Below are 12871 nucleotides of genomic sequence, written 5' to 3'. Positions count from 1 at the left end.
CCGGGGCTCGATCTGGAACAGTCACCGGAGGCGGGGGCCGCATCCGTCCGCTGCCGGTTGCGTGGTCATTTGCGGGTGGCGGCGATCAGGCGGCCGGCGCCCTGATGGAGCAGGTCGGCGGCCACGCGGGAGCCGAGGGCGGCCGGGTCGTCGGCCCCGCCCCAGGCGTGCGAGCGGACGAACTGCGAGCCGTCGCGGTTGAACACCATGCCGAACAGCGAGAGCGCACCGTCGGCCGTGGTGGAGGCGTATCCGGCGATGGGGCTGTTGCAGTGGCCGCGGAGCAGGTGCAGCATCGTCCGCTCGGCCAGGATGTGCCGCGCGGTCGCGTCGTCGTTGAGTTCGTCCAGCAGCCGCATGACGGCTGTGTCCGCCTGGCGGGCCTGGACGCCGATGACCCCGGCGCCGACCGCGGGCACCATGGAGACGACACCGGCGTCGGAGGGGTGGAACTTCACGGGCAGGACCTCGTGGTGATGCCGGCCGAGGATGCCGAGTCGCTTCAGGCCGGCGCGGGCGAGGATCAGTGCGGCGTAGCGGCTGTCGTTCTCTTCGAGCTTGGCCAGGCGGGTGTCGATGTTGCCGCGGATGCGTTCGGTGCGTAGATCGGGCCGGTACATGGCGAGCTGGGCGCGACGGCGTACCGAGCTGGTGCCGATCAGGGATCCTGCGGGTATCTCGGCGAGCGGGGTGCCGTCACGGGTCACGACGATGTCGTGGACGTCGTCGCGGGGCAGGTAGGCGCCGAAGGAGGTGCCTTCGGCGAGGGGGACGTCTCCGGGGACGTCCTTCATGCAGTGGACGGCCACGTCGATCTGGCCGGACACGAGTGCGCGGTCGATCTCCTTGCTGAACGCGCCTTTGCCGCCGAGTTCGGCGAGGTCACCGGGCCACAGGTCGGCGCTGACCTGGGTGGGCACGATCACCGCCTGGATGCCCGGCACGTGCGTGCCGATCAGCGTGGCCACGTGCTCGGCCTGGACCCGGGCCAGGGCGGACGTGCGGGTGCCGATGCGCAACGGACTCTCCGCGAATCGGGAGAGCAGCACATCGGGCGGGCCATCGGTCATGGGTGAGGTCGCTTTCCCAGTCGTTTCCGGTGACGGTCGGTCGCCATGTAGCGAACTGTCACTACGGAACGTAGTCCGCTCGCCGTGACGGCGGCGGCACGGCGAGCGGACTACTTGGAAGGCGGCCTCCGGTTTGCGCCTCCCCATGGAGGCCGCTGAGCGGGGCTTACGAACCGATAGCTTGGACGGCCTATTTGATCTTGGTGATGCCGTGGAGGCTGAACAGGCCGGCCCCCGCGGCAGGGCCGCGCACACAGTCGAGCGCCCCGCACCCTGGCGAAGGGTGGCGGGGCGCTCTGGTGTAGATCAGCAGGCCGGCTCCTCTACGAGCCGGCAAGTGAGACCGACTAGTTCAGCCCTGCGTCCCCGATGAACCCGTTGAACGGGGCCTGGGCCGGGAAGTCGAAGCCCCGGTCCTCCCTGACCTCCCTGACCTCGCGCTCCCGCCGCACCTCCGGCTGGCGGATCCGGATGTTGTTGATGACGTTCTGGCGCTGACGCTGCTGCTGGCGCTGGTCGCCGCGCTGCCGCTGGTGGTTGCGGTTGTGGTTGCGGTTGTGGTTGCGGTTGCGGCTGCTCTCCCATCTGGGGAAGCTGACCGACGGCGTCACGGTGACCGGCTTCGTCACCGTGACCGGCTTCGCCACCGTTACGTGCTTCACCACCGGGGCCGGCGGGGGGATGTAGCCGCCGGCCTGGACGATGGCGGCGCTCGCCGCAGTGACGGTGGTAGCGGCGCCCAGCGCGACCGCCCCACCGGTCAACGCGGCGCCCACGGCGAGCAGCCCGACGAGACTCTTGAACTTGGACATAGCGATTCTCCCCCGAAAAGGAATCGATTCCTCTAGACGCTCGAGCATCTCCGCCATCCATGCCGAAGATTGCCCCGGATAACCCTCGATGGGGCTATTTCCGCATCGTGTGGATCTCCGGCGCCGTGAGACGACAAACACCGCCATTCCGTTCTTAGGCAGCTCTTGTCGTGTTTATTGATCAGCGGTGGCCCGGATCGCGGTCTGATCGTGATCTGGCTGGAAGGCGCGCAGCGAGAGTCCGCGTGACGGGGCTTCTTACCGGCCCGGTAAGCCTTGGCCGCGCCTCGGCCCGCCCGCCCCGCCGCCGGACGTTCGTCCGATCAGACGATTCCGGGCCGACCGGGAATGTGCCGCCACGACCCGCCACCCGATCGAAGCTGGAAACCAGCGGCCTTGTTTACCCACCGGACGCACCGGGTAGCCTCACCGGCGATATCGCGCTCCTTGATCCGCCTGCCGGCAACCCACCGCTCTCCAGCGGGCGTGACCCCGAACTGACGGCGCCATCCAGGAGGCCGCGTTGACGGACGCCTTCCAGCTCCCCGTGTTCTATATGCCGTTCCGGGCCAGGGTGAATCCGCACCTGGAGGCCGTCCGCCCGCGCGTTCGCGCCTGGGCATGCGCTGTGGGGCTGCTTGAGCCGCTGGGCACCGACTCACACCACGGCGGCTGGAGTGCGGAGACCTTCGACCGGGCGGACTTCACCCGGTTCACCGCCTGGACCTATCCCCATGCCTGTGCCGAGGGGCTGGAGCTGTTGTCTGGCTGGCACAGCCTCATCTGGTGCCTGGACGACGTCTTCAACGCCGGGTGTGAAGCTCTCGGCAACCGGGAGCAGATCCTGCGACGTATCGAGCGGCTGATGGCATTCATGCCGATCATGACACCCGGCTTGGTGCCACCCCCCGAGCATCCCGTGGAACGTGCGCTGGCCGACCTGTGGCGCCGCACGGCGCCCTCGGCGTCGATTCCGTGGCGCCTGCTGTACACCAGGTCCGTACGGCAGTTCCTGGAGGCATCGCTGTGGGAGACAGATAACCTCGAACGCCACCGGTCTCCCGACCTCATCGAGCAGACCGAGATGCGCCGCGACTACGGGGCGGCCGGGTGCAGCGCACTACTGATGGAGCACTCACTCGGTTGGGAGATCCCCGATGACATCCGGGGCACCCGGCCGTTCACTGTGCTGATCGACTCATTCCGGGACACGGTCGATCTGCACAACGACATCGTGTCCTATCCCAAGGAGGTCCGCGAGGGCGTCGCGAGGAACAACATCGTGCACGTGGCCCAGGAACTTCTCGGTGTCTCCCTCAACGATGCGGTCTCCTTCGTCGACCGCATCCTGACGGGCCGGGTCAGGACACTCGAAGCGAATGTCGAGACTGACCTCCCGCAAGCGCTGCATGATCTGCATGCGGATCCTGAGACTCAGCGTGCCGTCCTGCGGCATGCCCAGGCCATCCAGGGCTGGGCTGCCGGCTCGTACCGCTGGCACAGGGACACCGATCGGTACCGGCCCGCCGCCGGCTCGCACGGCCAGGATTCCGCGCGGGACCTCACGATCCCTTCGAGCCTGCTGTCCACGTGGGAACGGGACGCGTTTCTCCGCGATTTCGGGAGCCGCCCGGAAGCACGGGCTTGATGGCGTCGCCGCCGGCGGGACGAGCTCGCGCTGGGCCAGCCCGCGAAGTTTTCGGCGTAGGCGATGGTGCGGGGCCTTACGCATGGTCAGGGTCAAGCAGACGCCGGCCCGCCTCCCCCGGCAAGGGAGACGGGCCGGTTCTCTCGGCGTGAGCCTTCTCGGCACACCGGGTGATCCCGGAGGATCCCCGAAAGACGTCCCTACAGGTCCTGGGCTACTTCGCGGCGCCCAGCGTCTCGATCGCGCCGATCATCAGGTCCCAGAAGCGGTCGCGGTCGAGGACCAGGCCCACGTTCGCGTTGGGCTCCCAGTCCATCCGGCCGTGCAGATCGGCGACCGTGGCGCCCCGGGTGTACTTGCCCTCGACCTCGATCCGCAGCCCCACCCGCGCGTACGTCATGACCTGCGGGTCGATCAGGTACGCGATGGTGATCGGGTCGTGCAGCGGCGGCGCCTCGAAGCCCCACGCCTGGTGGTAGCTCGACCCGAAGAAGGTGAGCAGTTCCACGCAGACGCGGGCCAGCGGGGTGCCGAGCGTGGAGATGCGGTCGAGCACGTCGGTGGTGACCAGCGCCTGGTGGCTGACGTTGAGCCCCACCCACGTGGTCGGGACACCGCTGCCGAGGACCTCGGCGGCGGCCTCCGGGTCGGTGACGATGTTGAACTCGGCGTACGGGGTGTGGTTGCCCCGCTCGGTCGAGCCACCCATGATCACGATCTCGCGGATCCGCTCCCGGTCCTCGGGGTGGCGCCGCAGCAGGGTCGCGATGTTGGTCAGCGGCCCGATCGCCACGATCGTGACGGGCTCGTCCGCCGCCGCGAGCGTGTCGTGGATGAGCGCGACGCCGTGCCGCGGGTCGAGGGGCACGTCCGGCTCGCCGAACGCCGGGCCGTCCAGCCCGCTCTCCCCGTGCACGTAGTCGCCGATCTCCAGGGTCCCGGTCAGCGGCCGGTCGCAGCCGGCCGCGACGGGCACCCCGGTGACCCCCGCCAGGCTGAGCATCCGCCGGGCGTTGAGCGCCGTCTTCTCGACGGTCTGGTTGCCCGCGACGGTGGACACCGCGCGCAGGTCGATCGCCGGATTCGCCACCGCGAGCAGAATGGCCATGGCGTCGTCATGGCCGGGGTCGCAGTCCAGGATCACCGGGATGGGCACGTCAGATCTCCTTGGCCAGCCACCGTACGGCGCGGGTGAACAGGGTGGCATACCCGTCCCACGCCATGAACTCGTCCGGGCACCAGTGCGGCGCGATGTCCGACGCCCAGGCGAGCGTACGGCCGGCCCCGGCCTCGCGTACGGCGAGCAGCGGGTCGCCGCCGACCGTGGCGAGGAGGGTCGCGTCCTCCGGCACCTCGAACCGGTTGTACCCGAGCAGCGCGGGCCATTCCGCGGGAAGGCCGGCGGTGATCGGGTGCGAGCCGTCGGCGAGGGCGCCGGGCACGCCCTGCGGCGTCTCCACCCGGTCGTCGAACCGGGAGATCCGGGCGGGCAGCACCCGCTCGACGGCGGTGCCGCTGTAGGCGGCCTTGGCCTCGAAGCCCTGGAAGCTCAGGTAGCCGCCCGCCATCGCGAGGCCGCCGCCCTGCTCAACCCACTCCGCCAGCAGCTCGATCCGGTTGACGGTCTTGCCGCAGGCCAGCCAGGTGTCGGGGTGCAGCAGGATGCTGTTGGCGCCGATGTCGGAGAGCACGATGACGTCGTACGCGGACAGGGCGTCGAGCGTCCCGGGGAACAGCTTGGGCACGTCGTGCGCGGGAAGGTGGTCGACCTCCACGCCGTCGGCGACCAGGACGTCCCGCAGCGGCTCGAAACCGGTGTGGTAGGTGGTCGAGGTGAACGCGTCGAAGCCCTTGTAATGGGTCGAAACGCTCACCCACGATTCGCCGGCGACAAGCACGCGGGTCATGAGGATGTCTCCTTAGAGGGTGTCGATGGTGTCGGAAGTGTGGCGGTTCCCTGGCGCCGCGAAGGCCAGGAAGAGGTCGCGCGGGTTGTCCACGAGCATCCGCGTGGTGTCCGCGGGGGTCAGCCCGTGCCGGTGCAACCGCGGCACGAAGTGGGTCAGGATGTGCGCGTAACCGGTGCCGCCGTAGCGGACCAGCATGGTCTTGAGGAACACGTCCTGGGACAGCAGCACCCGGTGGCCCAGCCCGGCGCGGTGCAGCCACGCGACCGCGGCGGCGTTGTCCTCGTCGCACGGGGACTGGCCCTCGCCCGGGTAGAGGTAGTCCATGCCGCACATGTCGTACCCGAGGTAGGCGCCTCGGGTGGCGAGCGCGACCTGGTAGTCGCGGTCCCCTCCGCTGGGGTTGAGGTGCGACAGGACGGTGGCCTCGATCAGGCCGCCCTCCTCGGCGATGACGTCGAGCACGCGGTGGCCGTGCCGTACCCACCCGGGGAGGTGCACGGACAGCGGCACCCGCGTGCGGGCCTGCGCCCGCGCGGCGGCGCGCAGGACCTTCTCCTCCTCGGTGGTGAAGTCCGGGGAGACGCCGATCTCGCCGATGACGCCCGCGCGCACGCCGTCCACGCCCTCGGTGAGGTCGCGCTCGATCTCGGCGGCGATGTCCGCGACGCTCATGCCGCGGACCCGCTCGGGATGGGTGCGCTCCAAGTAGAAGCCGCAGCCCATCACGATGTTGAGACCGGTGGCGCGGGCGATCGCGGCCAGCTCGGCCGGGGCGCGGCCGAGGCCCTCCGGGGTGACCTCGAGGACGCTGCGCCCGCCGCGCGCGGCGAACCGCGCCACCTCCTCGATCGCGACGTCGGTGTCGTCCAGGGAGACGTTGTCGCGGGAGAGGTACGGGTCGTTACGCAGCCGGCCGAGGAACTCCATCCGCACCGGCGCGCGGGCGATCAGCTCGCCCTCGGCGTCGCCGTCGGGCGCCGGGTGCCAGGCCAGATCGCCGTCGTTGCGCAGGTGCTCGTGGCAGAGCGTGACGCCGAGCTCCTCGACGGGCACCGGGCCGAGCACCGTGGTCACGGTGACGCCGGTGCCTCGCGCCCCCGTGGTCATTTGCGCACCGCGCCGAATCTGGCCCAGACCTTGCTGTTGGCGAAGATGGCCAGCAGCAGGATCGCGCCCTGCACGATCTGGACGTAGAACGGCGAGACATGCAGCAGCACGAGGCCGTTGGCGATGACACCGAGGGTGAGCGCGCCCAGCATGGTGCCGAGCATGCTGCCCCGGCCGCCGAAGAGGCTGGTGCCGCCGAGCACCACGGCCGTGATCACTTCGAGCTCGAAGCCGCTCCCCGCGTTCGAGGAGCCGGAGCTGAGCCGGGTGGCGATCAGCACGCCGGCCAGGGCCGCGGCCAGGCCGGTCAGCACGTAGACGGCCAGCCCGACCTTGCGGGTGTTCACGCCGGTACGGCGCAGCGACTCGCCGTTGGAGCCCAAGCCGATCACGTACCGGCCGAACGGCGTACGGGTCAGGGTGATCCAGCCGACCGCCGCGACCACGACGGCGAGGATGACCGGCACCGGGATCCCGGCGACGCGTCCCTGCCCGAGCTGGACGATCCACAGGTCGCCGTCGATCGGGGTGGAGTACCCCTCGGTGGCGCGCAGCGCGGTGCCGCGCATGATCGACAGCATGGCCAGGGTGACGATGAACGGCGGGATGTTCTGGTACGACGAGAACCAGCCGTTGATGAACCCGATCAGCGCGCCGAGCGCGAGGATGGCGACGAGCGCCAGCGTCGGGTCCCAGCCGTGCTGCAGCACGATCGCCAGCAGCGACCCCGTCAGCGCGACCGTGGATCCGACCGACAGGTCGATTCCGGACGTGCTGATCACGAACGTCATCGCGATGGCGACGATCAGCGTCGGCGAGATCTGCCGCAGCAGGTTGAGCAGGTTGCCGGTCGTCGCGAACCGGTCCGCCGAGAACGCGAAGAAGATCAGCAGGAGGACCAGGACGACGCCGATCGCGATCGTCTGCGCGTGCTTGCCGATGTGAGCGTTGGCGCGGGCCGCGCGCGTGGTCACGACTCGTTCGCTGACGACGGGTGGCTTGCCTGCGGTGGTGGTCGGCTCGCTCGTGGTCACCGTCGCGCTCCCTCGGTCGTGTCGTTCCCCTTCCGCCCGTCGGCCTTTCCGGCGTCGCTCTTGCCGGAGTCGATCTGGTCGTGGGCGACGATCTCGGAGACGAGCCGCTCCAGGCTGGTGGCCCGGGCGTCGAGGTCGGCCCGCAGGGTGCCCTCGTACATCACGCAGAGCCGGTCGCAGACCCGGAACAGATCCTGCAGGCGGTGCGTGATCAGGATGACCGAGACGCCCTGCGCGGAGACCGTCTTGATCAGTTCGAGCACGGTCTCGACCTCGGCGACGGCCAGCGCCGCCGTGGGCTCGTCGAGGATGAGCAGCTTGGGGCCGAAGGTCACCGCGCGGGCGATGGCCACGGCCTGGCGCTGCCCTCCGGACAGGCCGCCCACCGGGATGTCGGTGAGCGGGATCCGGATGTTCAGCGCGTCCAGGTGCTGACGGGCGTCCCTGTGCATCCGCGCGACGTCGAGCAGCAGGCCGCCGGCCTTGCGGGGCTCGCGGCCGAGGAACAGGTTGCCGGCCACGTCGATGTCGTCGCAGAGGGCGAGGTCCTGGTACACCATCTCGATGCCCAGCTCGCGCGCGTCGCGCGGCGTGGCGAACGAGACCGTCTGCCCGTCGAAGACGATCTCGCCGGAGTCCGGCACGACCGCGCCCGCGAGCACCTTCATCAGGGTGGACTTTCCGGCGGCGTTGTCGCCGACGAGCCCGATCACCTCACCCGGGCCGACGCGCAGCGTCACGCCGCGAAGCGCGTCGACCATTCCGTAGCGCTTGCGGATGTCGCGCATGACCACCCGGTCGACGGTGCGCTCGGCGGCGCCGTCCGCTGGGGCCACGGGTCTCACCTCCTCTGCTTTCCGTCCGGTCGCCGGTGCCGTGTCGTCGCTCACTTGAAGGTGGCCCGGTACTGGTCGACGTTGTCCTTGGTCACGATCGTCACCGGCACGTCGATCGTCTTCTTGGCCTGGGCGCCGCCGACCAGGGCCTTGGCCTCCTTGACCGCCTCGTAGCCCTCGGTCTTCGGGTCCTGCTGGACGACACCGGCGACGAACCCGGCGTCGATGCCGCTGATCGCCTCCTTGGTGAGGTCCCAGCCGAAGACCTTGACCCGGTCGGCCGCGTTCTGCGACTTGACCGCGGCCACGGTGCCGAGGAGGGCCGGCTCGCCGGTGGCGTAGACGACGTTCATGTCGGAACGGGAGGTGAGCAGGTTCTCGGCGGCCGTCATGGCGGCCTCCTGCTTGTTCTGGCCGTCCACCGTCTGCACGATCTTCGCGCCCGCGCCCTCGACCGTCTTGACGAAGTCGTCCTTGCGGATGTTCTGGATGAACGAGTTGAGCGCGCCGACGACGCCGATCTTGGGCTCGGAGAGGTTCTGCGCCTTGGCCCAGTCGTTGACGAACGCGCCGGCCTTCTGGGCGGCGTCCGCGTTGTCCACGCCGACCTGGGTGTCGACGGACGGGGAGTCCACGATGGCGTCCACCGCGACGACCTTCAGCCCGGCATCCTTGGCGATCTTGACGGCGGGCTTGATGCCCTCGACGTCGATGGCGACCACGACGACGGCGTCGAACTGCTGCTGGACGAAGTTGTCGATCGCCTCGTTCTGCTTGGCGGGGTCGTCGTTGGCGTTGAAGATCGTCAGATCGACGCCCGCCTCCTTCGCCGCCTGCTCGGCGCCGGCGTTCATCTCGTTGAAGAAGATCGCCTGCTGGTTGATCTGGACGAGGCCGACCTTCGGCTTGTCACCGCCGCCGGAGGCCGCGGAGCCGGAGTCGTCCGTGCCACCGCACGCGGCGGCCAGCAGGCCGGTCGCGAGGATTGCGGTCGCCGTGGTGATGCGGGTGAGTCGAATGGATCGTGCCATCAGACAGCCTTTCGGGGGCCGCTCCAGTGGAGCCGCAGGTGAAAGTGTGGGGAGTGTGGTAATCGATTACCAATTTCTGGGATGCTAGCGAGCAGCACAAACGGGCGTCAAGGTGACGTAAGCCCCACGACGATCTATCGTTCTGCTGAACTCATCAGTGATGATGATCACAGATCGACAACAAGCCGTCCGTCCCCGACAGGACAGGGAAATCGATTACACAATGATGGCACCATGGGCGTGACAATCCACGACGTGGCCAGGGCGGCCGGCGTCTCCGTGGCCTCGGCCTCCCGCGCCCTCTCGGGGCGACGCAAGGTCACCCCCGAGATCGCCGAGCGGGTGTCCCGCGCCGCCGCCGAGCTGGGATACCAGCCGAACGCGGTCGCCAAGGCGCTGCGTGACCGGACCACGGGCACGATCGGCATGATCGTCCCTGGCATCGGCAACCCGTTCTTCACCACGATCGTCGAGGCGGTCGAGCACCAGCTCCAGGAGACCGGGCGCGATTTGCTCCTGTGCGCGTCGCAGTACCGGCCGGACGTCGAGGCCAGGCGGCTCGAGACGCTGCTCGCCCGGCGGGTGGACGGCCTGATCATCAGCCCGTGTGACATCGAGGCCAGCGTACCCGCGGTGCTGAACGCCGCCCGGCGCGTCCCGCTGGTCCAGGTCGACCGGCACATCGAGGGCGGCGGAGCCGACTGGGTGGGCGTGGACGACGACTCCGCCCTGGCCCAGGCGGTCGAGCACGTGGCCGCGGGCGGCGCGCGGTCGGTCACGTTCGTGGGCAGCCGCCTGATGAACTCCTCGGCCAGATCCCGCCTGTCCGGCTTCGAGCGGGCCGCCGCCCGGGCCGGGGTGAACGCCACGGCGCCGCTGCTCGGCGAGTTCACTCTCGAATGGGGCATCGAGGCGGGCCGCCTGCTGCTGCTCGACGGCGCGACCATGCCCGACGCCGTCGTGTGCGGCAACGACGAAATCGCCGTGGGGCTGGTGCGCGCGCTCCGGGCGGGCGGCGTCCGGGTGCCCGACGACATGTCGGTCGTCGGCTTCGACGACGTCGGCCACGCCACGATGTGCGACCCCCCGCTCACCACCGTCCGGCAGCCGGTCGAGGAGATGGCGGCCGAGGCGGTGCGCCTGCTCGGGCAGGTCCGGGTGAGCGACCCGAGGCCCGCCCAGCGCATCGCGATCGCCCCGCGGCTCGTCGTACGGGAGACCAGCCGACCGGTGGCCGCCGGCGGCGCGAACGGAACGGAAATGGGGAGGGGAACCGCGTGAACGAGGCGGTGGAGCTGGCCCGCGACCTGATCAGGATCGACTCGGTCGGCGGCGGCGAGGCGGCGGTCGCCGAGCCGCTCGCCCGGCGGCTGTCGGCGGCGGGCTTCGACGTGCGGGAGCATCGGTACGCGCCGGGACGCACCGGACTGGTGGCCCGCTGGGGGGCCGGCGTCCCGGTCGTCCTGACCGGGCACCTGGACACGGTGCCGCTGGGCGGCCAGGCGTGGGCGCATGACCCGCACGCCGCCGAGGTGGACGGCGACCGCCTCTACGGGCGCGGTTCCAGCGACATGAAGGCCGGGGTGGCCGCGCTCGTCGTCGCCGCCGAACGGCACGTGCGCGGCTCGGGCCCGCGGGCGGCCCTGGAGGTCGTCCTCACCGCCGGCGAGGAGACCGGGTGCGAGGGCGCGATCGACATGATCGCCACCGGGATGGTGGGCGAGGCGCGGGCGATGCTGGTGGCCGAGCCGACCGCCAACCGGGCGCTGCTCGGGCACAAGGGCGCGCTGTGGCTCAAGGCGGTCGCCCGCGGGCGCACCGCGCACGGCTCGATGCCGCATCTGGGGGACAATGCGATCTACAAGCTGGCCCGCGCGATCGGCGCGGTGGAGCGGTTCGACCCCGGCGTGCCCGCCCACCCGTGGCTGGGCGCCCCCACCGCCAACGTCGGCACGGTACGCGGCGGGATCAACGTGAACTCCGTCCCCGACCTGGCCGAGGCGACCGTGGACCTGCGCACCGTCGCCGGCCAGGACCACGCCGAGCTGCGCGAGCGGCTGGGGCGCGCCCTCGGCGAGGAGACCTCCCTCGAGGTGCTGACCGACCTGCCCGCCGTGTGGACCGACCCGGACGACGCCTTCGTCCAGGCGCTGCTCGCGGCGGGGGCCACGCCGCCGGGCGACCGGCCCGCGGCCAGCTACTTCACCGACGCGTCCGTCCTGGTCGCCGCCGGTGGCGGAACGCCGGCCGTGATCTGCGGTCCCGGGGAGCCCGAGCAGGCCCACGTCACCGACGAGTACTGCGTGATCTCGCGCATCGAGGAGGCCGTCGAGATCTACACCGGAGCTCTGGCCCGGCTCGCCCCCTGACGCCGTCCGCCATGCGGCGGGGTCCGGGAACGGTGATCGGCCGCCCAAGCCTGTCACCTGTACGGCACGGCTCCGGCGGAATCGCCCGGACGGGTGTTACAAAGGCGGGATCTTCTGTCCGCCGCGCGCGAGCGTGGTATCCGCGTGCCTCCCCCGCGCCGGTTCCGGCGGAGGACGGTGAGGCCGGCGGCCGGGCGGACTGTGGGAGGCGAGATTGGGCGAGGTGCTGGTGCTCGCCGCTCGGGGGCTCTGCGGCGGCCTCTTCGTCATGGCGTTCGCGCTGATCGGAGAGCTGGTCATGCCCAAGCAGTTCGCCGGGATCTTCTCCGCCGCCCCGTCCATCGCGCTCGCCGGCATGACCATCACGATGGCGGTCAATGGAGCCGTGCCGGTCGCGGAGTCCGCCCTCGGGATGATCGCCGGTGCGATCGCGCTGGTGGCCTACTGCGCCTCGGCCGTCCCGCTGGTCACGCGTCTGGGCGCGACGGTCGGCACCGTGGCCGCACTCGCTGCCTGGGCCGCCACGGCCACCGTCTGCCGAGTGCTGCTCACAGTGGTCGGATGAGCCCGTCGATGAAGATCCGCGTCGAGCCCGCACACCTGAAGAAGATCACCAAGCGTGAGATGGCGGTGCGGTTCGTCTTCGGCGCGGTGATCTCGGTGGCCGCCGCGCTGATCGGCCGCGCCTGGGGCGAGGTCACCGGCGGGGTCTTCCTGGCCTTCCCCGCCATCCTCGCGGCGACGCTCACGCTCATCCAGCATGAGGAGCACAACCGGAGGCCGGCTGCCCAGGACGCGCGCGGCGCGATACTCGGCGCGGCCGGCATGATCGTGTACGCCGCCTGCGTCTGGGTGCTCGCGACCCGGATCCCGACGCCGCTCGCCCTGCTCGCCGGGCTCGGCGCCTGGGCGGTCGTCTCCGCCGCCCTGTACTTCCTCGTCTGGGACGTCTTCCGTCGCGGACGCTCCGGATCCGGTCGCTGACCGTCTGTTCCGCCATGCCGGTCGTCGCCTTTCCCTCGGCGGCCCCGGCAGCGCCGAACCGCGCGAAAGC

13 protein-coding genes are annotated in these 12871 nt (G+C 70.6%); 5 read left to right on the top strand and 8 right to left on the bottom strand.

Annotated features, from left to right (window positions below):
- Nucleotides 1–65: 65 nt before the first annotated feature.
- Nucleotides 66–1070 (bottom strand): hydroxymethylbilane synthase, encoded by a 1005-nt coding sequence (gene hemC, locus AWQ71_RS15645; protein ID WP_067133461.1) that lies wholly within the window; start codon nt 1068–1070, stop codon nt 66–68.
- Nucleotides 1071–1417: 347 nt separating this feature from the next.
- Complete coding sequence (locus AWQ71_RS15640; RefSeq protein WP_067133458.1) at nt 1418–1882, bottom strand: hypothetical protein; 465 nt, start codon at nt 1880–1882, stop codon at nt 1418–1420.
- A 523-nt stretch (nt 1883–2405) separates the two neighbouring features.
- Here AWQ71_RS15640 and AWQ71_RS15635 point away from each other — a divergent pair.
- Nucleotides 2406–3530: a terpene synthase family protein gene (locus AWQ71_RS15635; protein ID WP_218001797.1), complete on the top strand. Its 1125-nt coding sequence runs from the start codon at nt 2406–2408 to the stop codon at nt 3528–3530.
- A 214-nt stretch (nt 3531–3744) separates the two neighbouring features.
- Here the strand turns inward: AWQ71_RS15635 and AWQ71_RS15630 are convergent, their stop codons facing one another.
- The 6 genes from AWQ71_RS15630 to AWQ71_RS15605 are packed head-to-tail and all read right to left on the bottom strand — an operon-like array spanning nt 3745 to nt 9448.
- On the bottom strand, nt 3745–4686 hold the full coding sequence (locus AWQ71_RS15630; protein ID WP_084258920.1) for a nucleoside hydrolase: 942 nt from the start codon (nt 4684–4686) through the stop codon (nt 3745–3747).
- Nucleotide 4687: 1 nt separating this feature from the next.
- Nucleotides 4688–5437: a glutamine amidotransferase gene (locus AWQ71_RS15625; protein WP_067133455.1), complete on the bottom strand. Its 750-nt coding sequence runs from the start codon at nt 5435–5437 to the stop codon at nt 4688–4690.
- 12 nt (nt 5438–5449) lie between these two features.
- The gene (locus AWQ71_RS15620) at nt 5450–6547 is read right to left on the bottom strand and encodes a phosphotriesterase family protein (RefSeq protein ID WP_067133452.1); all 1098 of its coding nucleotides are present in this window, start codon (nt 6545–6547) and stop codon (nt 5450–5452) included.
- Entirely contained in the window at nt 6544–7581 is a 1038-nt protein-coding gene (locus AWQ71_RS15615) for an ABC transporter permease (protein WP_218001796.1), read from the bottom strand. Before AWQ71_RS15615 ends, AWQ71_RS15620 begins: the two co-directional genes overlap by 4 nt.
- Complete coding sequence (locus AWQ71_RS15610) at nt 7578–8417, bottom strand: ATP-binding cassette domain-containing protein (protein WP_245658305.1); 840 nt, start codon at nt 8415–8417, stop codon at nt 7578–7580. The genes AWQ71_RS15615 and AWQ71_RS15610 overlap by 4 nt, the downstream gene beginning before the upstream one ends.
- 50 nt (nt 8418–8467) lie before the next feature.
- Nucleotides 8468–9448, bottom strand: coding sequence for a substrate-binding domain-containing protein (locus AWQ71_RS15605; protein ID WP_084258919.1), 981 nt, complete (start codon nt 9446–9448; stop codon nt 8468–8470).
- A gap of 234 nt (nt 9449–9682) precedes the next feature.
- Between AWQ71_RS15605 and AWQ71_RS15600 the strand changes: the two genes are divergently transcribed.
- The 4 genes from AWQ71_RS15600 (at nt 9683) to AWQ71_RS15585 (ending at nt 12801) form a co-directional block, all read left to right on the top strand.
- Complete coding sequence (locus AWQ71_RS15600; RefSeq protein ID WP_067133450.1) at nt 9683–10729, top strand: LacI family DNA-binding transcriptional regulator; 1047 nt, start codon at nt 9683–9685, stop codon at nt 10727–10729.
- A complete protein-coding gene (locus AWQ71_RS15595; RefSeq protein ID WP_067133447.1) occupies nt 10726–11817 on the top strand; it encodes a M20 family metallopeptidase in 1092 nt (363 codons plus the stop codon). The genes AWQ71_RS15600 and AWQ71_RS15595 overlap by 4 nt, the downstream gene beginning before the upstream one ends.
- Before the next feature lie 214 nt (nt 11818–12031).
- On the top strand, nt 12032–12382 hold the full coding sequence (locus tag AWQ71_RS15590) for a hypothetical protein (RefSeq protein WP_067133444.1): 351 nt from the start codon (nt 12032–12034) through the stop codon (nt 12380–12382).
- Nucleotides 12379–12801 (top strand): DUF3147 family protein, encoded by a 423-nt coding sequence (locus tag AWQ71_RS15585; RefSeq protein WP_084258918.1) that lies wholly within the window; start codon nt 12379–12381, stop codon nt 12799–12801. Before AWQ71_RS15590 ends, AWQ71_RS15585 begins: the two co-directional genes overlap by 4 nt.
- Nucleotides 12802–12871: the final 70 nt, after the last annotated feature.

This window comes from Microtetraspora malaysiensis (assembly GCF_001528665.1).
In the GTDB taxonomy this organism is placed as follows: Bacteria; Actinomycetota; Actinomycetes; order Streptosporangiales; family Streptosporangiaceae; genus Microtetraspora_A; species Microtetraspora_A malaysiensis.
Note: the sequence above shows the minus strand (reverse complement) of the source record. Positions and strands in the feature narration are given on the sequence as shown.

Coding starts and splice junctions, on each gene's coding strand:
- hemC (WP_067133461.1), bottom strand. CDS start 1,070: ATGACCGATGGCCCGCCCGATGTGCTGCTCTCCCGATTCGCGGAGAGT.
- AWQ71_RS15620 (WP_067133452.1), bottom strand. CDS start 6,547: ATGACCACGGGGGCGCGAGGCACCGGCGTCACCGTGACCACGGTGCTC.
- AWQ71_RS15600 (WP_067133450.1), top strand. CDS start 9,683: ATGGGCGTGACAATCCACGACGTGGCCAGGGCGGCCGGCGTCTCCGTG.
- AWQ71_RS15605 (WP_084258919.1), bottom strand. CDS start 9,448: ATGGCACGATCCATTCGACTCACCCGCATCACCACGGCGACCGCAATC.
- AWQ71_RS15625 (WP_067133455.1), bottom strand. CDS start 5,437: ATGACCCGCGTGCTTGTCGCCGGCGAATCGTGGGTGAGCGTTTCGACC.
- AWQ71_RS15640 (WP_067133458.1), bottom strand. CDS start 1,882: ATGTCCAAGTTCAAGAGTCTCGTCGGGCTGCTCGCCGTGGGCGCCGCG.
- AWQ71_RS15585 (WP_084258918.1), top strand. CDS start 12,379: ATGAGCCCGTCGATGAAGATCCGCGTCGAGCCCGCACACCTGAAGAAG.